Below are 21237 nucleotides of genomic sequence, written 5' to 3' on the forward strand. Positions count from 1 at the left end.
ACGCCCGGTTACATTCCGAACCCGGAAGCTAAGCCTTACAGCGCCGATGGTACTGCAGGGGGGACCCTGTGGGAGAGTAGGACACCGCCGAACAATCATTCAAAGGGTTGGGATCTGAACTTCGGTTCAGGTCCCAACCCTTTTTTGTTCGTGGTCACTTGACGTTCATGTTCCGCCTCCAGCATCCACGGCATGGGTACTGCTGCAATGCTCCGGGCCGCAGGCGTCGGCGTCGGTGACGAGGTCATCGTGCCGGCCTTCGGGAACGTGGAAATCGCCGACGCGGTCACCGTGACGGGTGCGTTGCCGGTCTTCGCGGATGTCGACCCCATGACCTATTGCCTTGATGCGGCCGCCGTCGAAGCGGTCATCACTTCGCACACCGTCGCCGTCGTCGTCGTACACCGCTTCGGTCGGCCCGCGGAAGTCGGGCGGTTGCACGAAGTCGGGCGGAGGCACGGGTTGTTGGTGGTGGAGCACGAGGAGCATGAGGCTTCGTACGACGAGATCGCGCAACGTCGGGAGCGCGCCGCGTTTCTGGACGGCCGGTTGCGTGGGGTGCGGATGCCCGACGGCGGGCCCGGCCACACATATCAGCAGTACGTCGTGCGGGTGCCGGGGAACGGGCGGCCGGACCGCGACGCGTTCGCAAGGGCTTTGCGCGCCAAGGGAGTCGAATGCCGGGTGCCGGTGAGGACCCCGTCGCACCGATTGCCCGAGTTCAGGCGGTGCGTCTCGCTGCCGGAGACCGAGCGGGCGGCTGACGAGACACTCGCGTTGCCGGTGGACGCCTCGTTGACGAAGCGGGACATGCAGCGGATCGTGTCGGCCTGCAACGCGCTGGGCGGACTGCTTCAGCCCGCCCTCTGAACGAGTTTGGGAACACCGGCTTGTTCGGGGTATGATCTATTCCGTTGCCGCGAGGGAAACCTCGAAAAGTGACAGGCCCCCTTAGCTCAGTCGGCAGAGCGTCTCCATGGTAAGGAGAAGGTCAACGGTTCGATTCCGTTAGGGGGCTCCACAAAAAAGCCTCCGCCCTCTCGGGCGGGGGCTTTTTTCATGTCCGGGCCCTCCCCGGGCCCTTCTCACGCCACGCGCATCGCCAGGATCGCCATGTCGTCGGAAGGGGCGTCGGAGGCGAAGCGTTCCACGGCGCGCATGATGCGGGCGGCGACCGCGCCGGCCGTGAGGCCCGTGCAGGTCGTGAGGACGTCGGCGAGGCCGTCGTCGCCCAGCATGCGGGTGCCCTCGCGGCGCTCGGTGACACCGTCCGTGACGCAGAGCAGGACATCGCCCGGGTCGAGGGTGACGGTCTGCTCGTACAGTTGCAGATCCTCCATGACGCCCAGCAGCGGCTGCGGTTCGGCGGCCGGTTCGACCGTGCCGTCCTGGCGGAGGCGCAGGGGGAGCGGGTGGCCGGCGCAGACCACCTTCAGCTCCGCGCTGCCGTCCTCCTGCGGGCGCATCTCGCCGTAGAGGAGGGTCAGGAAGCGGCTGCGGGCGCCCTCGTCGAGGATGGCCGAGTTCAGGCGCTCCAGCACGGCCGGGCCGCTGAGGCCCTCTCGGGCCAGGAGCCTCAAGGCGTGTCTGGCCAGGCCCGTCACCGCCGCGGCGTTCGGGCCCGTGCCGCAGACATCGCCGATCGCGAAGCCGTACGCGCCGTCGCTGATCGGGAAGACGTCGTAGAAGTCGCCGCCGACCTCGTTGCCCTCGCCGGCCGCGCGGTAGATGACCTCGACCTCGACGCCGTCGATCGAGGGGAGCTCCGGAGGCAGCAGGCTGCGCTGCAGGGACTGGCTGATGGCCGTCCGCTCCGAGTAGAGGCGGGCGTTGTCGAGGGCGAGGGCCGCTCTGCGGCTCAAGTCCTCGGCCAGTTCCAGGATTTCCTGGCGGAAGTGCTCGTCGGTGGGCTTGCCGAGAGTCAGCATGCCGATGACGCGGTTGCGGGCGACCAGGGGAAGGACCACGGTCTCGCCGCCGACCGCGGACGCCGTGGCCAGCGTGGGGCCGATGCCCGAGGCCACCTGGTGGGTCGGGCCGCCGGTCAGCCCGAGGCTGCGCATGGAGCTGCGAAGGGCCGCGTCGTGCGCGGCCTCCGCGGGGGCCGGCCAGACCCGGGCGCCGGGGGTGGGGACCGGGTCCGGCGGCGCGACCTTCGACAGCAACGACTTGATGCCGTCGATGAGTTCCTCGTCCTCGTGCAGGACGTACGACAGGTAGGGGTCGGAAGCCTGGTCGGCGATCGTGTAGACAGCGCACCAGGTGGCCAGGGTCGGCACCGTCATCTGGGCCATCAGGGCCAGGGTCTGGTCGCGGTCCAGGGTGCCCGCGAGGAGATCGGACGCCTCGACGAGGAAGCTCAGGGAACCCCGGCGCAGGCGTTCCAGCTCGCCCAGGCGGGCGGACTCCACGGCCAGCGCGATGCGGTCGGCGGCGAACTGCAGGCGCAGGGCCTCCTCGTTGGAGTAGCGGCCCGGCCCCTCGGCCGCCACGCCGAGCGATCCCGTCAGCCGGCCCTCGACCTTCAGCGGGACCGTGACGACGGAACGCATGCCCGTGCCGCTCAGCAGGGGGACGGCGCCGGGCACGGCCAGCAGGTCCTCGTGGACGGCCGGCATCCGGGCCGAGCCGTAGCGGCCCGGGCCCGCTTCGACGGGCACGCGCGCGAAGCGCTGGCGGGCGGAGGGCAGGCCGGTGGAGGCGCGGACCTCCAACTCCGTTTCGTCGTCGGTGGCCAGGAGAAGGAAGGCGGAGTCGGCGTCCAGCATGTCGCGGGCGCGTTCCACCGTGCGCTGCAGGAGGCCGTCGAGGTCGTCCGGCGCGGGGGAGCCGATGAACACCTCGAAGGGGTCGGTGCTCTGGCCGTCGGAGCCGGTGGTCGTGTCGGCCGGGACGCGCAACGGCGTCTGCAGGACCGCCCGTTCGTGGTCACGGACGAGCAGGCAGACGGTCGACGGCTCGCCGTCGGTGTCGCGGACGCGCAGATGGGAGGCGTAGACGGGCGTGACGCGGCCGTTGGCGCCGCGGATGCCGTAGCTGCCCTCCCAGCGCGACAGCTGGAGGGCTTCCACGATCCCGGTGCTGGTGCCGGGGGTGTGCGGCCAGGCGGCGAGATCGGTGAGGGGCTTGCCGGTGACCTGGTCGGCCGGGTAGCCGAAGAGTTCCTCGGCGTCCTCGTTCCAGGCGGAGATGGCGCCCGTGCGGTCGATCTGCACGACCGCCACGCGCACGCGACTGTCGGCGAGCGGGAGAAGGTTCGCCGGCAGAGAAGGGCCGGCCGCGCGGGTGCCCACCGGGCGGTCGGGGAGATCGAGTCGGAACCAGACCTGTTTGTGGGTCGGCGTGTACTCGACGCCCCAGCGGGCGGCGATGGCCGCGCACAGCTGGAGGCCGCGGCCGCCCTCGCGGTCGGGGCTGCCCATGGTGGCCAGGGAGCCCTGGAGGGGGATCTCGCGTTCCGGATACCGATCGGCCACCTCGATGCGTACGCCGTCGTCGCTGCGCAGGCACAGGACGTCGGCGTGGGTGCCCGCGTGGACGACGGCATTGGTCACCAGTTCGCTGGTGAGCACCACGGCGTCGTCGATGATGTCGCCGAAGCCCCAGCCCTGGAGGGTGTCGCGGACGAAGGACCGGGCGGTCGCCACCGATCGCCCGACGGGCTCGAAGCTGGCGGCCGCGCGCGCGGTGATCACAGAACTCCTCGGCCGGTTGTCTGCGGACAGGGTTCCCTGGCCGGTCTGGTCGCGCCGCTGCCGGGGCGGGCGCGTGCCTGAGGGCCGGGGGTCCGGGGTCTGTCCCCCCGGGATCAGTCCGGTGGTCATGTGTGCGGTCGCCCCTCCGATGCCCGCTCGTGCTGGTGCCACCGCCCAGACCGGTCGGACCGGTGTGGCTGGACAGCCGCATGCAAGGTTACTTACCTTCCGGGGCCGTGCGGATGCCGGTCGCCGGTGTTTCCGCCCGAGGGTGTGCGGACCGTGTGCGAAGCTGCCGAACTGTTATGGCCTGGTTCGGCAAGGGTGAAACACTGGGCAGGTGTCTTGTGAAGGTCCGGGCGGACTGAGTGTCTTCTGAGTACAGGGGGCAGCAGCCCCTCGGGCACGCCTGGTTTCATCGGGCGGAATACCCATGGGTAACGGGCACGGCGAGAAGCAGCACCCAGGCACAGCGGTAACGGTCGACCCCTGCGGGAGGGATCAAGTGGAGTCTGGCGCAGCGACGCGGGGCACTAAGGCGCGCGCGAAAGGCGGACAGTCTCTGAGCAGGCCACGCACGCCGCGGGGCGGGACGACCGTCGTGGACACGGCGGCCCTGAACCGGCTGATGGTGGCCCTGGTCTCGATGCGGGACGGGAACTTCCGCAAGCGGCTCACGGTGTCCGGGGACGGCGTGATGTCGGAGATCGCGGCCGTGTTCAACGAGGTCGCGGACCGTAATCTGCACCTCACGGGCGAGCTGTCGCGCGTGCGGCGCATGGTGGGACGCGAGGGAAAGCTCACCGAGCGGCTGGAGACGGGAGCCTGCGAGGGGTCCTGGGCGACCGCCATCGACAACTCGAACGCGCTGGTCGACGACCTCGTACGGCCTGTGTCCGAGGTCGGGCGGGTGCTGTCGGCGGTGGCCGAGGGTGATCTGTCGCCGCGGATGGAGCTGCGGACGCATACGCCGGAGGGGGCCGGGCATCCGCTGCGCGGGGAGTTCCTGAAGGTCGGGCGGACGGTCAACAACCTGGTCGACCAGCTCTCGACATTCACCGACGAGGTCACGCGCGTGGCCAGCGAGGTGGGCACCGAGGGCAAGCTGGGCGGGCAGGCCCAGGTGCGCGGTATGTCGGGTTCGTGGAAGGACCTCACGGAGTCCGTCAACACGATGGCGTACCGGCTGACGGCGCAGGTGCGCGACATCGCGCTGGTGACGACGGCCGTGGCCAAGGGCGATCTGTCCCGGAAGGTGACGGTTCACGTCGAGGGCGAGATGCTCGAGCTGAAGAACACCGTCAACACGATGGTGGACCAGCTCTCCGCGTTCTCCTCCGAGGTCACCCGGGTCGCGCGCGAGGTGGGCACCGAGGGCATCCTCGGCGGTCAGGCGCAGGTGTCCGGTGTGGACGGCGTCTGGAAGGAGCTCACCGATTCGGTGAACACCATGGCCGGGAACCTGACGGCCCAGGTGCGCGGGATCGCGGAGGTGACGACGGCGGTCGCCAACGGCGATCTGTCGCAGAAGGTGACGGTGTCGGCGCGCGGCGAGGTCGCGCAGCTCGCCGACACGATCAACCAGATGACCGAGACGCTGCGGACCTTCGCCGACGAGGTCACGCGCGTCGCCAACGAGGTGGGCGCCGCCGGGCAGCTGGGCGGCCAGGCGAACGTGCCGGGTGCGGCCGGCACCTGGAAGGACCTGACGGACTCCGTCAACACCGTGTTCCGCAACCTCACCACGCAGGTGCGGGACATCGCGGCCGTGACGACGGCCGTGGCCAGCGGCGACCTGTCGCAGAAGGTCACGGTGGACGTGGCCGGCGAGATGCTGGAGCTGAAGAACACCGTCAACGGGATGGTCGACCAGCTGTCGGCCTTCGGCGCCGAGGTCACGCGGGTGGCGCGGGAGATCGGGGTCGAGGGCGAGCTGGGCGGTCAGGCGCAGGTGTCGGGCGCGGCCGGCACCTGGAAGGACCTGACGGACTCCGTCAACACGGCGTTCAGGAATCTCACCGGACAGGTGAGGAACATCGCGCAGGTCACCACGGCGGTGGCCAACGGCGACCTGTCGCAGAAGGTCACCGTGGACGTCTCCGGCGAGATGGCGCAGCTGAAGAACACCGTGAACACGATGGTGGACCAGCTGTCGTCGTTCGCCGACCAGGTGACGCGGATGGCCCGGGACGTGGGCACCGAGGGCCGGCTGGGCGGCCAGGCGCGGGTGGACGGCGTCTCGGGGACCTGGAAGGAGCTCACGGACTCCGTCAACTCGATGGCCGGGAACCTGACCTCGCAGGTGCGCAACATCGCCCAGGTGACGACGGCCGTGGCCCGCGGCGACCTGTCGCAGAAGATCGACGTGGACGCGCGCGGGGAGATCCTGGAGCTGAAGAACACCATCAACACGATGGTCGACCAGCTCTCCGCCTTCGCCGACCAGGTGACCCGGGTCGCGCGGGACGTGGGCACCGAGGGCCGGCTGGGCGGGCAGGCGCAGGTGCCCGGTGTGGCCGGTGTGTGGCGGGACCTGACGGACTCGGTGAACGGCATGGCCGGCAACCTCACCGCCCAGGTGCGCAACATCGCCCAGGTCGCCACCGCGGTGGCCCGGGGCGATCTCTCCCAGAAGATCACCGTGGACGCGCGCGGGGAGATCCTGGAGCTGAAGAACACCCTGAACACGATGGTGGACCAGCTGTCGTCGTTCGCCCAGGAGGTCACGCGTGTGGCGCGTGAGGTGGGCACGGAGGGGCAGCTCGGCGGTCAGGCCGAGGTGCAGGGCGTCTCCGGCACCTGGAAGGACCTCACGCAGTCGGTGAACTTCATGGCGAACAACCTGACCATCCAGGTGCGTCAGATCGCCGAGGTCACCACCGCGGTCGCCAAGGGCGACCTGTCGAAGAAGATCACCGTCGACGCCAAGGGCGAGATCCTGGAGCTCGTCACCACCGTCAACACGATGGTCGACCAGCTGTCGTCGTTCGCCGAGCAGGTGACCCGGGTGGCCCGCGAGGTGGGCACCGAGGGCATCCTGGGCGGTCAGGCGCACGTGCCGGGCGTCACGGGCATCTGGAAGGACCTCAGCGGCAACGTCAACCTGATGGCCAAGAACCTGACCATGCAGGTGCGCAACATCTCCCAGGTCGCTGCGGCCGTCGCCAACGGCGACCTGACGCGGCAGGTGACGATCGAGGCGCGCGGCGAGGTCCAGCAGCTCGCCGACACCTTCAACACCATGGTGAAGACGCTGAGCTCGTTCGCCGAGCAGGTCACCAAGGTGGCCCGTGAGGTGGGCACGGACGGCATCCTGGGCGGTCAGGCGCATGTGCCGGGTGTGGCGGGCACGTGGAAGGACCTCACCGACTCGGTGAACGGCATGGCGTCCAACCTGACCGGTCAGGTGCGCAACATCGCCATGGTGACGACGGCGATCGCCAAGGGCGACCTGACGAAGAAGATCGACATCGACGCGCGCGGGGAGATCCTCGAGCTGAAGACGACGATCAACACGATGGTCGACCAGCTGTCGTCGTTCGCCGAGGAGGTCACGCGTGTGGCCCGCGAGGTGGGCACCGAGGGGCAGCTGGGCGGACAGGCACGCGTGCGTGACGTCGACGGCACCTGGCGCGACCTGACCGAGTCCGTGAACGAGATGGCCGGGAACCTGACCCGGCAGGTGCGGGCGATCGCCCGGGTGGCGACGGCGGTGACCAGGGGCGATCTGAACCTGAAGATCGACGTGGACGCTTCCGGGGAGATCCAGGAGCTCCAGGACTACATCAACAAGATGATCGCCAACCTGCGTGACACCACGATCGCCAACAAGGAGCAGGACTGGCTCAAGGGCAACCTCGCGCGCGTGTCCGCACTGATGCAGGGCCGGCGGGACCTCCAGGACGTGGCCTCGCTGATCATGAGCGAGCTGCCGCCCCTGGTGGCCGCGCAGCACGGCGCGTTCTTCCTGGCGATGCCGCCGGCCGACGGCGACGCCGACCAGTACGAACTGAGGATGCTGGGCTCGTACGGCTACTCGATGGGCTCGATGCCGTCGTCGTTCCGGCCGGGCGAGGCGCTGGTGGGGACGGCCGCCGAGGAGAAGCGGACGATCCTCGTCGCGAACGCCCCGAGCGGCTACCTGAAGATCTCCTCGGGCCTCGGTGAGGCCCCGCCCGCGCAGGTGATCGTGCTGCCGGTGCTGTTCGAGGGGCAGGTGCTCGGCGTGATCGAGCTGGCGTCGTTCACGCCGTTCACGCAGATCCAGAAGGACTTCCTCAACCAGCTCGCCGAGATGATCGCGACCAGCGTCAACACGATCTCCGTCAACACCAAGACGGAGCAGCTGCTGAAGCAGTCGCAGGAGCTGACGGAGCAACTGAGGGAGCGTTCGGCGGAGTTGGAGCAGCGGCAGAAGGCGCTGCAGGCGTCCAACGCCGAACTGGAGGAGAAGGCCGAGCTGCTGGCCCAGCAGAACCGGGACATCGAGGTGAAGAACACCGAGATCGAGGAGGCGCGCCAGGTCCTGGAGGAGCGCGCCGAGCAGCTCGCGGTGTCGATGCGCTACAAGAGCGAGTTCCTCGCCAACATGTCGCACGAGCTGCGGACGCCGCTCAACTCGCTGCTGATCCTGGCGAAGCTGCTCGCGGACAACGCGGAGGGCAACCTCTCGCCGAAGCAGGTCGAGTTCGCCGAGACGATCCACGGGGCCGGTTCGGACCTGCTCCAGCTCATCAACGACATCCTGGACCTGTCGAAGGTCGAGGCGGGCAAGATGGACGTCTCCCCGACGCGCATCGCGCTCGTCCAGCTGGTCGACTACGTGGAGGCCACCTTCCGTCCGCTGACCGCGGAGAAGGGCCTCGACCTGTCCGTGCGGGTCTCGCCGGAGCTGCCGGCCACGCTGCACACGGACGAGCAGCGGCTGTTGCAGGTGCTGCGCAACCTGCTGTCGAACGCGGTGAAGTTCACCGACTCCGGGTCGGTCGAGCTGGTCATCCGGCCGGCCGGTGCGGAGGTGCCGGTGCCGATCCGGGAGCAGTTGCTGGAGGCCGGTTCGCTGACCGACCCGGACGCCCCGCTGATCGCGTTCTCGGTGACCGACACCGGCATCGGCATCGCGGCCAGCAAGATGCGGGTGATCTTCGAGGCGTTCAAGCAGGCGGACGGCACCACCAGCCGCAAGTACGGCGGTACGGGCCTCGGGCTGTCGATCTCGCGGGAGATCGCCCAGCTGCTGGGCGGTGAGATCCACGCGCAGAGCGAGCCGGGGCGCGGCTCCACGTTCACGCTGTACCTGCCGCTGCACCCGAGCGAGCTGCCCCCGCAGGGGTACCAGCAGGTGGTGCCCGCCTTGGAGGCCGGCGACCTGGTGGCCTCGGAGAACGGGGCGGTCGAGCTGTCGGAGCTGTCGCCGGCGGAGATCCAGACGCCGGCGGAGGTGAGGTCGTACCAGGACGCGCAGAACGGTCCGGCGGCGCTCTTCCGGCGCCGGCGGCGCCTGGTGAGCGGCGGCGAGCAGGTCGGCCGGCCCGACCAGTGGCCGGCCCGCAGCCAGCAGACGGAGACGCCCGCGCGCGCGGGCATCCGGTTCGGCGGCGAGAAGGTGCTGATCGTGGACGACGACATCCGCAACGTGTTCGCGCTGACCAGCGTCCTGGAACAGCACGGGCTGTCGGTGCTGTACGCGGAGAACGGCCGGGAGGGCATCGAGGTCCTGGAGCAGCACGACGACGTGGCGGTCGTCCTGATGGACATCATGATGCCCGAGATGGACGGCTACGCGACGACGACGGCGATCCGGCGGATGCCGCAGTTCTCGGGGCTGCCGATCATCGCGCTGACCGCGAAGGCGATGAAGGGCGACCGGGAGAAGGCGATCGAGTCGGGCGCCTCCGACTACGTCACGAAGCCGGTCGACCCCGATCACCTGCTGACCGTGATGCAGCAGTGGATGCGGGACGCGTGAGGGGACCGGCGAGGTGACGGGAACATGCGGCGTGCGCCCGGAGTTGTTGACTCAGGGTGGCCGTCGCCGTGTAGCGGGGCGGAATTCGGGGAACCTTCTGGTCTCCTGCTGCGTTCCTGCTACGTGCACAGTGACATCACGGTGACAGGGTGTGGCGACGGTCGGGGTGCGGCTACCATGACCGGCACAAGGAAGGGCGGCGCAAAGGAGTCGTCCCCAGGGGCGGCGCCCGGTGCACTGCCGGGGCGAGGAGGGCGGGCCATGGTGCAGAAGGCCAAGATCCTCCTGGTCGATGACCGGCCGGAGAATCTGCTGGCGCTGGAGGCGATCCTCTCTGCGCTCGATCAGACGCTGGTGCGGGCATCGTCCGGGGAAGAGGCGCTCAAAGCACTGCTGACGGACGACTTCGCGGTCATTCTGCTGGACGTCCAGATGCCGGGAATGGATGGATTCGAGACGGCCGCGCACATCAAGCGGCGAGAGCGGACCAGGGACATTCCGATCATCTTCCTCACCGCGATCAACCACGGGCCGCACCACACCTTCCGCGGGTACGCGGCCGGCGCGGTGGACTACATCTCCAAGCCGTTCGACCCGTGGGTGCTCCGAGCGAAGGTCTCGGTGTTCGTCGAGCTGTACATGAAGAACTGCCAGCTGCGCGAGCAGGCGGCGCTGCTGCGGCTGCAGTTGGAGGGCGGTGGCGCCAAGGCCGCCGCGGGAGAGGCCAAGGAGCCGGCGGGGCTGCTCGCCGAGCTCTCCGCGCGCCTCGCCGCCGTCGAGGAGCAGGCGGAGGCCCTGTCCAAGCAACTGGACGACGAGTCGGCGGACGCGGCCGCGGTGGCCACGGCGGCCCACCTGGAACGCAAACTCACCGGTCTGCGGCGGGCGCTGGACGCCCTGGAGCCGGGCACCGGCGGCGGACCGCCCTCGGTGCCGTCGCCGAACTGAACGGAACTGGCGCGTGCGATGCGCGGAGTTGGGCGTGAAAGCGCGTCAGTTCCGTCCCCCGGACCGGTGGACGCGTCAGTTTCGCGCCTCGGCGGGGGCGACACGAACGGGTGAAGCAGTGGGCACGCGTGTCCCCTGTGGTCTCCACCGGTAACCTCACACCATGGCCTCACGTCCCTCCGCAGCCAAGAAGCAGCCCGCCAGGAAGGCGGCTGCTCGCGCGAAGGCTCCGGCGAAGAAGGCCGCTGCGAAAAAGGCCCCGGCGAAGAAGGCGCCCGCCAGGAAAGCCGCGGCCAGGAAACCCGTGCCCGCACCGGCTCCCAGTCCCACCGGCGGCGTCTACCGGCTCGTACGCGCCATCTGGCTCGGCCTGGCGCACGCCGTGGGCGCCGTGTTCCGGGGCATAGGGAACGGCGCGAAGAACCTCGATCCGGCCCACCGCAAGGACGGCGTCGCGCTGCTGCTCCTGGCCGTCGCGCTGATCGTCGCGGCGGGCACCTGGGCCGACCTGCGCGGTCCCGTCGGCGATCTCGTCGAGATTCTGGTGACCGGCGCCTTCGGCCGGCTCGACCTGCTCGTGCCGATCCTGTTCACCGTCATCGCCGTGCGCTTCATCCGCCACCCCGAGAAGCCCGAGGCCAACGGCCGCATCGTGATCGGTCTGTCCGCGCTTGTCATCGGCGTGCTCGGACAGGTCCACATCGCCTGCGGCGCGCCCGCCCGCAGCGCCGGCATGCAGGCCATAAGGGACGCCGGCGGCCTCATCGGCTGGGGCGCGGCGACCCCGCTCACCTACACGATGGGCGACGTCCTCGCCGTGCCGCTGCTGGTGCTGCTGACCGTCTTCGGTCTGCTGGTCGTCACGGCCACCCCGGTCAACGCCGTCCCGCAGCGGCTGCGGCAGCTCGGCGTGCGCCTCGGAATCCTGGCCGAGCCGGTCGAGGACGAGTACGCCGAGTTCGGCGACGACGAGGCGCGCTACGACGAGCAGTGGCGCGAGGCGCTGCCCGGGCGCCCCCGGAGGCGTTCGAGCGCCCCCCAGTCGTACGACCCCGACAGCGCCGAGCAGGAGGCGCTGACCCGGCGGCGCGGCCGCCCCCGGCGCTCCGCGGTGCCGCAGCCGGCCATGGACCGGCAGCTGGACGCCGTGGACTTCGCCGCGGCCGCGGCGGCCGATCTCGACGGCGCCGTCCTGCACGGCATGCCGCCCTCGCGGATCGTCGCCGACCTCACCCAGGGGGTGAGCGCGGGCGACGCGGAGCCGACCACGCCGACGCCGGTCCCGGCGCCGGCCCCCCGGCCCAAGCAGGAGAAGCTCAAGACCGGGGGTGCGGTACCCGACCTGACCAAGGCGGCCCCCGAGCAGATCCGCGAGCTGCCCTCGCGCGCCGAGCAGCTCCAGCTCTCCGGCGACATCACCTACGCCCTGCCCTCGCTCGACCTCCTGGAGCGCGGCGGCCCCGGCAAGGCGCGCAGCGCCGCCAACGACGCCGTCGTCGCCTCGCTGACGAACGTCTTCACCGAGTTCAAGGTCGACGCCGCCGTCACCGGCTTCACCCGCGGGCCGACGGTCACGCGCTACGAGGTCGAGCTCGGGCCCGCCGTCAAGGTCGAGCGGATCACCGCGCTGGCGAAGAACATCGCGTACGCCGTGGCCAGCCCCGACGTGCGGATCATCAGTCCGATCCCGGGCAAGTCCGCGGTCGGCATCGAGATCCCCAACACCGACCGCGAGATGGTCAACCTCGGCGACGTGCTGCGGCTCGCCGAGTCCGCCGAGGACGACGACCCGATGCTGGTCGCCTTCGGTAAGGACGTCGAGGGCGGCTACGTCATGCACTCGCTGGCGAAGATGCCGCACATACTGGTCGCCGGCGCCACCGGATCCGGCAAGTCGTCCTGCATCAACTGCCTGATCACCTCGGTCATGATCCGGGCGACCCCCGAGGACGTCCGGATGATCCTCGTCGACCCCAAGCGCGTCGAGCTGACCGCCTACGAGGGCATCCCGCACCTGATCACGCCGATCATCACCAACCCCAAGCGGGCCGCCGAGGCGCTCCAGTGGGTCGTCCGCGAGATGGACCTGCGCTACGACGACCTCGCCGCCTACGGCTACCGGCACATCGACGACTTCAACCGCGCCGTGCGCGAGGGGACCGTCAAGCCGCCCGAGGGGAGCGAGCGCGAGCTCCAGCCGTACCCGTACCTGCTGGTGATCGTCGACGAGCTCGCCGACCTGATGATGGTCGCGCCGCGGGACGTCGAGGACTCGATCGTGCGCATCACGCAGCTCGCGCGCGCGGCCGGAATCCACCTGGTGCTCGCCACGCAGCGCCCGTCGGTCGACGTCGTCACCGGTCTGATCAAGGCGAACGTGCCCTCACGGCTCGCGTTCGCCACCTCCTCGCTCGCCGACTCCAGGGTCATCCTCGACCAGCCGGGCGCCGAGAAGCTGATCGGCAAGGGCGACGGGCTGTTCCTGCCGATGGGCGCGAACAAGCCCACCCGTATGCAGGGCGCGTTCGTGACCGAGGCCGAGGTCGCGGCGGTCGTCCAGCACTGCAAGGACCAGATGGCGCCCGTCTTCCGGGACGACGTCACCGTCGGCACGAAGCAGAAGAAGGAGATCGACGAGGACATCGGCGACGACCTCGACCTGCTGTGCCAGGCGGCCGAACTGGTCGTCTCCACCCAGTTCGGGTCGACGTCCATGCTCCAGCGCAAACTGCGCGTGGGCTTCGCCAAGGCCGGCCGGCTGATGGACCTGATGGAGTCTCGGAACATCGTCGGGCCCAGCGAGGGCTCCAAGGCGCGTGACGTTCTCGTGAAGCCCGACGACTTGGACGGAGTCCTCGCCGTGATCCGGGGGCAGTCTGAGGGGTAGACGTCGGTCGAGGGGAGCGGAGGCGGCCGTGACTCACCCGTTAGAGAACGTCGGGCAACCGTTTCCCTTCGCCGTACGTCAAGTTGAGCGAAGAGGACAGGTGCGGCTCCCGTCGGTGCCGTAACCGGCCCGCCGTCGGCGTGTCCGGCCATACCGATGGCGTAAAGGTCCCACCGTCCGGTTGCCCCTCCGTTCGGCACCCCCCCTAGACTGAACCTCCAGCACAGGTGGCTACACGCTCGAAAGGCGCCCCCGTGTCCATCGGCAACTCCCCTGAAGACGAGCGTCCGTTCGAAGACCCGTCCGAGGAAGCCCCCGTCTCCATCGGTCGCGCCCTGAAGCAGGCGCGCATCGCGGCCGGGCTGACCGTCGACGACGTCAGTACCGCCACCCGGGTCCGCATCGCCATCGTGCACGCCATCGAAGCGGACGACTTCGCCCCCTGCGGCGGGGACGTCTACGCGCGCGGGCACATCCGGACCCTGGCCAGAGCCGTCCACCTCGACCCCGCCCCGCTGATCGAGCGGTACGACGCCACCCACGGCGGACGCCCCGCGCCCACCCCGGCCGCACCCATGTTCGAGGCGGAACGCATCCGCCCCGAGCGGCGGGGGCCGAACTGGACCGCCGCCATGGTCGCCGCGATCGTCGCCGTCGTCGGGTTCGTCGGCTTCACCGCGTTCCAGGGCGGCGACGACGGCGGATCGAAGGAGCAGGTCGCCGACGGCGGCACCCCCTCGAGCGGCAAGACCGCCTCGCCCACGCCGAAGACCGAAAAGCCCGCCGACCAGACTCCGGAGCCCACCGACAGCGCCATCGCCGCGGCTCCCCAGGACAAGGTGACCGTCCAGGTCAGCGCCGCCGACGGACGCAGCTGGATCTCCGCCAGGGACCACAACGGACGGATGCTCTTCGACGGCCTGCTCAAGCAGGGCGACTCGAAGACCTTCCAGGACAGCGAGAAGATCAACCTCGTGCTCGGCGACGCCGGAGCGATCGATCTGTTCGTCAACGGAAAGAAGCTCAACGACGACTTCCAGCCCGGAGCGGTGGAGCGTCTGACGTACACGAAGGGCGACCCGCAGGCGGGTTGAGCCCGGCGTGCCTTGGTGCGTACGGGGTTGGCGAAGATCGCCAACCCCGTCGACATGGGCTGTCAGCGAGACGAAGTAGTCTTGAGCCCATGCCTGAACGCCGTACCGTCGCACTCGTCACCCTTGGCTGCGCCCGTAACGAGGTGGACTCGGAGGAGCTCGCAGGCCGTTTGGAGGCGGACGGCTGGCAGCTCGTGGAGGACGCCGAGGAAGCCGACGTCGCCGTCGTCAACACCTGCGGCTTCGTCGACGCCGCCAAGAAGGACTCCGTCGACGCCCTGCTGGAGGCCAACGATCTCAAGAGCCACGGCAGAACCCAGGCCGTCGTGGCCGTGGGCTGCATGGCCGAGCGGTACGGCAAGGAGCTCGCCGACGCCCTCCCCGAGGCCGACGGCGTGCTCGGTTTCGACGACTACGCCGACATCTCCGACCGCCTCCAGACCATCCTGAACGGTGGCATCCACGCCTCCCACACCCCGCGCGACCGGCGCAAGCTGCTGCCGATCAGCCCGGCCGAGCGACAGTCGGCGGCGGACGTGGCCCTTCCCGGGCACGGCGCTCCCACGGACCTGCCCGAGGGCCTGGCCCCGCAGTCCGGACCCCGCGCGCCCCTGCGGCGACGGCTGGACGGCGCCCCCGTGGCCTCCGTCAAGCTCGCCTCCGGCTGCGACCGGCGCTGCTCCTTCTGCGCCATCCCGTCCTTCCGCGGCTCCTTCATCTCGCGCCGGCCGAGCGATGTGCTGAACGAGACGCGCTGGCTGGCAGAGCAGGGCGTCAAGGAGATCATGCTGGTCTCCGAGAACAACACCTCCTACGGCAAGGACCTCGGCGACATCCGTCTGCTGGAGTCGCTGCTGCCCGAGCTCGCCGAGGTCGACGGACTGGAGCGGGTGCGTGTCAGCTACCTCCAGCCGGCCGAGATGCGGCCGGGTCTCATCGACGTGCTCACCTCGACGCCGAAGATCGCGCCCTACTTCGACCTGTCCTTCCAGCACTCCGCGCCCGGCGTGCTGCGCGCGATGCGCCGCTTCGGCGACACCGACCGCTTCCTCGAACTGCTCGACACCATCCGCGGCAAGGCACCCCAGGCGGGCGTGCGCTCCAACTTCATCGTGGGCTTCCCCGGTGAGTCCGAGGCCGATCTGGCCGAGCTCGAGCGCTTCCTGAACGGCGCGCGGCTGGACGCCATCGGCGTCTTCGGCTACTCGGACGAGGACGGCACCGAGGCCGCGACGTACGACGACAAGCTGGACGTGGACGTCGTCGCGGAGCGGCTGGCCCGGGTCTCCCGGCTCGCCGAGGAGCTCGTCTCGCAGCGGGCCGAGGAACGCGTGGGCGAGACCGTGCACGTGCTCGTGGAGTCGGTGGACGACGAGGGCGTGCACGGCCGCGGCGCGCACCAGGCGCCCGAGACGGACGGCCAGGTGCTGCTCACATCGGGCGAAGGCCTGAGCGTCGGTCGTATGGTCGAGGCGAAGGTGGTCGGCACGGAAGGCGTCGACCTGGTGGCCGAGCCCCTGCCGGGCTCGTCCGGGTGTAGTGAGGAGGCGGCCAGATGACGGGTGTTCCGGCGTCGGCTCCGGGCGGCTCCTCGCAGGCCTCGGCGGCCCACGCATCGGATGCGCAGGCCCCGAAGGGCCCGCAGGCTTCACAGGCCGCACAGGCCGCACAGGCCGCACAGGCCGAGGTGGCCGTGGCGGGGCCCACCGGTGGGCCCGTGGCCGGTCCCGCGGGCGTGTCCGCCGTCGCGGACGCCGCCGCCGGGACCACGGATCCTCAGGGGGGCGCCAAGCCGCCGCGCGGCGCGAAGATCGCGGCCGCCGCCGTCAACCAGGCGAGCGTCTGGAACATCGCCAATCTCCTGACGATGCTTCGGCTGCTCCTGGTGCCCGGCTTCGTGGCGCTGATGCTGGCCGCCGGCGGCTACGACCCGGCATGGCGGTCGTTCGCCTGGGCGGCCTTCGCCATCGCCATGATCACCGACCTGTTCGACGGGCACCTGGCGCGCACGTACAACCTCGTCACCGACTTCGGGAAGATCGCCGACCCCATCGCCGACAAGGCGATCATGGGAGCGGCGCTGATCTGCCTCTCCTCGCTCGGCGACCTGCCGTGGTGGGTGACGATCGTGATCCTCGGCCGGGAACTCGGCATCACCCTGCTGCGTTTCCTGGTCATCCGGTACGGCGTCATCCCGGCGAGCCGGGGCGGCAAGCTCAAGACGCTCACCCAGGGCGTGGCCGTCGGCATGTACGTCCTGGCGCTGACGGGCTGGCTGGCCACCCTGAGGTTCTGGGTGATGGCCGCTGCGGTCGTCCTGACCGTGGTGACCGGGCTGGACTATGTGAGACAGGCCATTGTGCTGCGCAGGCAGGGAATCGCGGAGCGCAGGGCCGCGTCGGAGGAGACGGAAGCGTGAATTCCACGGCCGCCGACGTGGTGCGACTACTCACAGTGAGGCGGGAGACGCTCGCCGTGGCCGAGTCGCTGACCGGTGGCCTGGTCGCGGCGGAGATCACAGCGGTCCCCGGAGCGTCCAAGGTCTTCCGTGGTTCGGTCACGGCGTACGCCACCGACCTCAAGCACGAGCTGCTCGGCGTCGACGCCGGCCTCCTGGAAGCCCGTGGGGCCGTGGACGCGCAGGTCGCGGCCCAGATGGCGGCCGGAGCGCGCAAGACGCTCGGGGCCGACTGGGGCGTCGCGACCACCGGCGTAGCCGGGCCGGACGCGCAGGACGGACAGCCCGTGGGGACGGTCTACGTGGCGCTGGACGGGCCTTCCGCGGTGGATTCCGGTTCTGCCGCTGGCGGAAAAGTGGAGGCCCTGCGGTTGAACGGCGACCGGGCGGAAATTCGTAGAGAGAGTGTACGGAGCGTACTCGCACTGCTCCTGACAGAGCTTGCGGGCGAACACACCGGGAATGAGCGGGCACAGGATACGGAACAGAACGGGGGGTTTTGATGTTTGCAGCCCTGAGTGAACACGACATCGCTCCCCGCACGGCCGCAGCGCGAGGCGGTACGGTGGGGCGTGAAGGATGCGGCTACGCGGTCCGAGGAGGGAGCCACCGATGATTCTGCTCCGTCGCCTGCTGGGTGACGTGCTGCGTCGGCAGCGCCAGCGCCAGGGCCGTACTCTGCGCGAAGTCTCCTCGTCCGCCCGAGTCTCACTCGGCTATCTCTCCGAGGTGGAGCGGGGGCAGAAGGAGGCTTCCTCCGAGCTGCTCTCCGCCATCTGCGACGCGTTGGACGTACGGATGTCCGAGCTCATGCGAGAAGTGAGCGACGAGCTCGCCCTCGCCGAGCTGGCACAGTCTGCAGCGGCCACCCCCAGCCAGCCTGTGCCCACGTCGGTTCGCCCGATGCTGGGTTCCGTGTCGGTGACCGGTGTGCCACCGGAGCGGGTGACCATCAAGGCACCCGCAGAAGCGGTGGACGTGGTCGCCGCGTGAGAGGCACGCGGCGTGGGCTCCTGAGCCCGCGCCGGCACGTCCGCAGGTACGTGCACAGGCAGTGAGGCCCCGGCCGGGGCTTCTCCGGATGGACCCGGGGAAGGTGCGGTCGGGGTTTTCCGCGTCCGGGGTCCGTTTGCCGGTGTCGGCGGCCGAGGTCATCGTGGAGGGGCACGGTGGGAGCCGAACACCGGAGGTACGGATGTACGTCGTGAAGAGTTCCCTTTCCGACACCGACCTGACGACCGTCTCCGAGGCGCTGCAGGGCGCTCTCGTCGATCTGGTCGACCTGTCGCTCGTCGCCAAACAGGTCCACTGGAACGTCGTCGGGCCCCGCTTCCGTTCCGTGCACCTCCAACTCGACGAGGTCGTGGACGTCGCCCGCGTCCACTCCGACACCGTGGCGGAGCGAGCCTCGGCACTGGGCGTCTCGCCGGACGGGCGGGCGGCCACGGTGGCGGCCGGCAGCGGCATCGACGCGGTGCCGGAGGGCTGGGTCAAGGACTCCGACGCGGTCGGGGCGCTGGTGGCGGCTCTGGGTGCGGTGATCACCCGGATGCGTCAACGGGTCGCCGCGACCGGTGACGCGGATCCCGTGAGCCAGGACATCTTCATCGGGATCACGGCCGATCTCGAGAAACACCACTGGATGTTCCAGGCGGAGAACGCGTGAGGCGGCGGACGCGGCAGAGGCGGCAGAGCGCTGCGGGCGGCCCGGTGACGGCCCCGTCGTTGTGATGTCGTGGACGGATTGCGCGTGATCCGCTCGAGACTCGGCTGGAGGCGACGGCCATGGCGGTGCGCATAGCGAGGCGTGGGGCCGTGTCAGGGCCGGGACTGGCGTTGTGTCTGGGGCTGGGCGCGCTGTGGTGGTGGGCGGTGGTGAGGCTCGCCGTGGTGCCCGGCGCCGGCGTCCTGGAGGGAACGGTGGCCGCCGGGGGCTGGGGGCTGAGCCTGCTCCCGGTGCACTGCGTTGCCAAGGCGCGGGCGGTGGGGGCGGTCGCGGAAGGGCGGTGGAGAGCCGCTTGGCGGGGGCAGGGGAGGGGGCTGGGGTGGGGGGCTGGGCCGCAGCCGGGGAGTGGCGGGGATTTGGGGGGCGTGGCTGGTGCTGGTGTTGGTGCGGGGAGTGGTGAGGGCGGGGGTCCTGGTCGGGGTGCCGGTGCGGGTGCGGGTGGCGGTGGTGGTGCCGGTGTGGAGAGTGGTGATGTCGGGGGTCGTGGTGGGAGTGCGGGGGCGGGGGTGGGTTGAGGGGCGGTGCGGGGGTATCTGGGGAATCTGGTCACCAGGGCATTGCCACGCCCCCGTTCGGGCGGAGGATCTGGCCCGTGGTGAACGCCGAGGCGTCCGAGGCCAGGTGGAGGACGGCGTGGGCGATGTCCTCCGGCTCTCCGACCCGGCCGAGCGGCGACATGCGCGCCATTCGCGCCTCGGTCTGCGCCTGTGCGCCCGCGTCGTGACGATCGGTCATGGGGGTGCGGATCCAGCCCGGGGCGACCGCGTTGACGCGAATGCCGTAGCGGCCGACCTCCGTCGCCAGCGTCTTCGTCAGCTGGACCACGGCCGCCTTGGCGACGCCGTAGCAGAGCAGTCCGGGGCCGCCGGTGTCCACGGCGCCCGAGGCCATGGTGACGATGCTGCCGCCGGTGTCGCGCGTCAGCATCAGGCGGGCCGCCTCCTGGCAGGCGTACAGCACGCCCTTGAAGTTGACGGCCAGGACCCGGTCCAGGTCCTCGTCCCGGGTCTCCAGGACCGGGCTGCTGTGCATGATCCCGGCGACCGCGGCCATGACGTCCAGCCGCTCGCAGGACTCCACGGCCTCGCGGACCTGGACGCGGTCGGTGACGTCGAGGTGGTGGGTCCGGGCGGTTCCGCCCAGGTCCTCGATCAGCCTCGCCGTCTCCCGCAGGCCCTGCGCGTCGCGGTCCGCGCCGTGCACGGTGGCGCCCGCCCGGGCGAGCAGTACGGCGCAGGCGCGGCCGATTCCGCTCGCGGCGCCGGTGACGAATGCGGTGCGTCCGGTGAGGTCGTACGCCTTCACGGCCATGAAGGGACGGTACGAGGGTTTCTGACGGTCCGTCAATTGTCAGAGTGCGTATCGGCGGCTGTCGTTGGCTCTCGTGCACGGTCGATGAGTGGTGCGGTCCACGGGCGGGTGGGGTCGATGAGTGGTGCGGTCGACTGATGGCGCCTTCGGCAGGCGGTGCGGTCGACTAGCGGTGGGGGCGGCGGCGGTCGGGGGCGCCGACGGGCGGTCGGGGCGACTGAGCGCGTCAGCGGGCGGTGCGGGAACGGAAACGGTGTGTCGGCGGGGAGCCCGGCGCCGGGGCGGGGCCCGTCTGGCAGGTCGGGCACCAGTAGGTCGGGCGCTCGCGGGAGCCGTCGCCCTGGTCGGCCACGCGGATCTGTGTGCCGCAGCGCAGGCAGGGGCGGGGGGTGCGGCCGTAGACGAACAGGTCCGGGCCGCGTCGGCCCGTCGTGTTGCGGACCGGGCGGTCCCGGTTGGCCTCCAGCAGCTTCTTCGCGAGTGCGGGCAGCTTCGCGGCGCGGTCGGCGGGGAGCGCGCCGACCGGGAGCCACGGGGTGGCGCCCAGGAGGAAACAGAGCTCGCTCTTGTAGACGTTGCCGATGCCGGCCAGATTCCGCTGGTCGAGGAGGACCTCGCCGAGTGGGCGGTCGGGGTCCGCGAACAGGTTGGCGCGTGCTTGCTCGGGGTCCCAGTCGGGGCCGAGCAGATCGGGACCGAGGTGACCGACGGCTCGCTGCTCATCGGCGGTGCGCATCAGGTCGAGGACGGGGAGCCGGTAGCCGACGGCGGTGCGGTCGTGGGCCCCGAGGATCGCCCGGATCTGGTGTGCCGGGCCGCCGGTCCAGTGCTGGTCGTTCCGGTAGACCTTCCAGGCGCCGTCCATCCGCAGGTGCGAGTGGAGCGTGAGGCCGCCTTCGATACGGGTGAGGAGATGCTTGCCGCGCGGGGTGACGTCCAGGACGGCTCGTCCGGTGAGGTCGGCGGTGGCGTACTTGGGGACCCGGAGATCGGAGCGGGTCAGCACCTTTCCCGCGAGGGCGTCGTGCAGACGTCTCGCGGCCTGCCAGACCGTGTCGCCTTCGGGCATGGGTCAAGGGTGACATGCGTGAGCGGGAGGGCGCCGGACGGCGTGGGCGTGCGCTGCGGTCAGCGCTGTGGTCGGTGGGGA

The 21237-nt window shown here is 70.5% G+C and carries 13 protein-coding genes, 1 tRNA gene and 1 rRNA gene; 12 read left to right on the forward strand and 3 right to left on the reverse strand.

The annotated features are described in order from the left end of the window. The 3 genes from rrf to ACZ7DE_RS27075 form a co-directional block, all read left to right on the forward strand. Positions 1–93: ribosomal RNA gene (gene rrf / locus ACZ7DE_RS27065) — 5S ribosomal RNA — on the forward strand; the annotation flags it as partial. Positions 94–207: 114 nt separating this feature from the next. Next, a complete protein-coding gene (locus ACZ7DE_RS27070; protein WP_470766062.1) occupies positions 208–870 on the forward strand; it encodes a DegT/DnrJ/EryC1/StrS family aminotransferase in 663 nt (220 codons plus the stop codon). A gap of 75 nt (positions 871–945) precedes the next feature. After that, positions 946–1021 (forward strand) — tRNA-Thr (locus ACZ7DE_RS27075). 64 nt (positions 1022–1085) lie between these two features. On the opposite strand, the gene ACZ7DE_RS27080 is transcribed toward ACZ7DE_RS27075, so the two are convergent. Then, complete coding sequence (locus ACZ7DE_RS27080; protein WP_470765541.1) at positions 1086–3824, reverse strand: SpoIIE family protein phosphatase; 2739 nt, start codon at positions 3822–3824, stop codon at positions 1086–1088. Positions 3825–4200: 376 nt separating this feature from the next. Here ACZ7DE_RS27080 and ACZ7DE_RS27085 point away from each other — a divergent pair, with 376 nt between their 5' ends. From ACZ7DE_RS27085 to ACZ7DE_RS27125, 9 genes are all read left to right on the forward strand, one after another. Next, positions 4201–9663: a HAMP domain-containing protein gene (locus ACZ7DE_RS27085; protein ID WP_470765542.1), complete on the forward strand. Its 5463-nt coding sequence runs from the start codon at positions 4201–4203 to the stop codon at positions 9661–9663. A gap of 261 nt (positions 9664–9924) precedes the next feature. Continuing rightward, positions 9925–10611 (forward strand): response regulator, encoded by a 687-nt coding sequence (locus ACZ7DE_RS27090; RefSeq protein ID WP_470765545.1) that lies wholly within the window; start codon positions 9925–9927, stop codon positions 10609–10611. 163 nt (positions 10612–10774) lie between these two features. After that, entirely contained in the window at positions 10775–13498 is a 2724-nt protein-coding gene (locus tag ACZ7DE_RS27095) for a DNA translocase FtsK (protein WP_470765546.1), read from the forward strand. A gap of 254 nt (positions 13499–13752) precedes the next feature. After that, on the forward strand, positions 13753–14592 hold the full coding sequence (locus ACZ7DE_RS27100; protein WP_470765548.1) for a helix-turn-helix domain-containing protein: 840 nt from the start codon (positions 13753–13755) through the stop codon (positions 14590–14592). A gap of 89 nt (positions 14593–14681) precedes the next feature. Further along, positions 14682–16151: a 30S ribosomal protein S12 methylthiotransferase RimO gene (gene rimO, locus ACZ7DE_RS27105; RefSeq protein ID WP_470765550.1), complete on the forward strand. Its 1470-nt coding sequence runs from the start codon at positions 14682–14684 to the stop codon at positions 16149–16151. Further along, positions 16148–17011: a CDP-diacylglycerol--glycerol-3-phosphate 3-phosphatidyltransferase gene (gene pgsA, locus ACZ7DE_RS27110; protein ID WP_470765554.1), complete on the forward strand. Its 864-nt coding sequence runs from the start codon at positions 16148–16150 to the stop codon at positions 17009–17011. Before rimO ends, pgsA begins: the two co-directional genes overlap by 4 nt. After that, positions 17008–17553, forward strand: coding sequence for a CinA family protein (locus ACZ7DE_RS27115; RefSeq protein ID WP_470765556.1), 546 nt, complete (start codon positions 17008–17010; stop codon positions 17551–17553). Before pgsA ends, ACZ7DE_RS27115 begins: the two co-directional genes overlap by 4 nt. A 109-nt stretch (positions 17554–17662) precedes the next feature. After that, positions 17663–18043, forward strand: a complete 381-nt coding sequence (locus tag ACZ7DE_RS27120) for a helix-turn-helix domain-containing protein (RefSeq protein ID WP_057575292.1) — start codon at positions 17663–17665, stop codon at positions 18041–18043. Between the two features lie 202 nt (positions 18044–18245). Next, positions 18246–18716, forward strand: coding sequence for a Dps family protein (locus ACZ7DE_RS27125; RefSeq protein ID WP_470765559.1), 471 nt, complete (start codon positions 18246–18248; stop codon positions 18714–18716). A gap of 606 nt (positions 18717–19322) precedes the next feature. On the opposite strand, the gene ACZ7DE_RS27130 is transcribed toward ACZ7DE_RS27125, so the two are convergent. Together ACZ7DE_RS27130 and ACZ7DE_RS27135 are read right to left on the reverse strand one after the other, a co-directional pair. Next, positions 19323–20087, reverse strand: coding sequence for an SDR family NAD(P)-dependent oxidoreductase (locus ACZ7DE_RS27130; RefSeq protein WP_470765561.1), 765 nt, complete (start codon positions 20085–20087; stop codon positions 19323–19325). A 226-nt stretch (positions 20088–20313) separates the two neighbouring features. Continuing rightward, positions 20314–21156: a DNA-formamidopyrimidine glycosylase family protein gene (locus ACZ7DE_RS27135; RefSeq protein WP_470765565.1), complete on the reverse strand. Its 843-nt coding sequence runs from the start codon at positions 21154–21156 to the stop codon at positions 20314–20316. Positions 21157–21237: the final 81 nt, after the last annotated feature.

The organism is Streptomyces sp. NPDC037083 (genome assembly GCF_055606485.1).

Coding starts and splice junctions, on each gene's coding strand:
- ACZ7DE_RS27080 (WP_470765541.1), bottom strand. CDS start 3,824: ATGACCACCGGACTGATCCCGGGGGGACAGACCCCGGACCCCCGGCCC.
- pgsA (WP_470765554.1), top strand. CDS start 16,148: ATGACGGGTGTTCCGGCGTCGGCTCCGGGCGGCTCCTCGCAGGCCTCG.
- ACZ7DE_RS27130 (WP_470765561.1), bottom strand. CDS start 20,087: ATGGCCGTGAAGGCGTACGACCTCACCGGACGCACCGCATTCGTCACC.
- ACZ7DE_RS27095 (WP_470765546.1), top strand. CDS start 10,775: ATGGCCTCACGTCCCTCCGCAGCCAAGAAGCAGCCCGCCAGGAAGGCG.
- ACZ7DE_RS27125 (WP_470765559.1), top strand. CDS start 18,246: ATGTACGTCGTGAAGAGTTCCCTTTCCGACACCGACCTGACGACCGTC.
- ACZ7DE_RS27070 (WP_470766062.1), top strand. CDS start 208: ATGCTCCGGGCCGCAGGCGTCGGCGTCGGTGACGAGGTCATCGTGCCG.
- rimO (WP_470765550.1), top strand. CDS start 14,682: ATGCCTGAACGCCGTACCGTCGCACTCGTCACCCTTGGCTGCGCCCGT.
- ACZ7DE_RS27135 (WP_470765565.1), bottom strand. CDS start 21,156: ATGCCCGAAGGCGACACGGTCTGGCAGGCCGCGAGACGTCTGCACGAC.
- ACZ7DE_RS27120 (WP_057575292.1), top strand. CDS start 17,663: ATGATTCTGCTCCGTCGCCTGCTGGGTGACGTGCTGCGTCGGCAGCGC.
- ACZ7DE_RS27090 (WP_470765545.1), top strand. CDS start 9,925: ATGGTGCAGAAGGCCAAGATCCTCCTGGTCGATGACCGGCCGGAGAAT.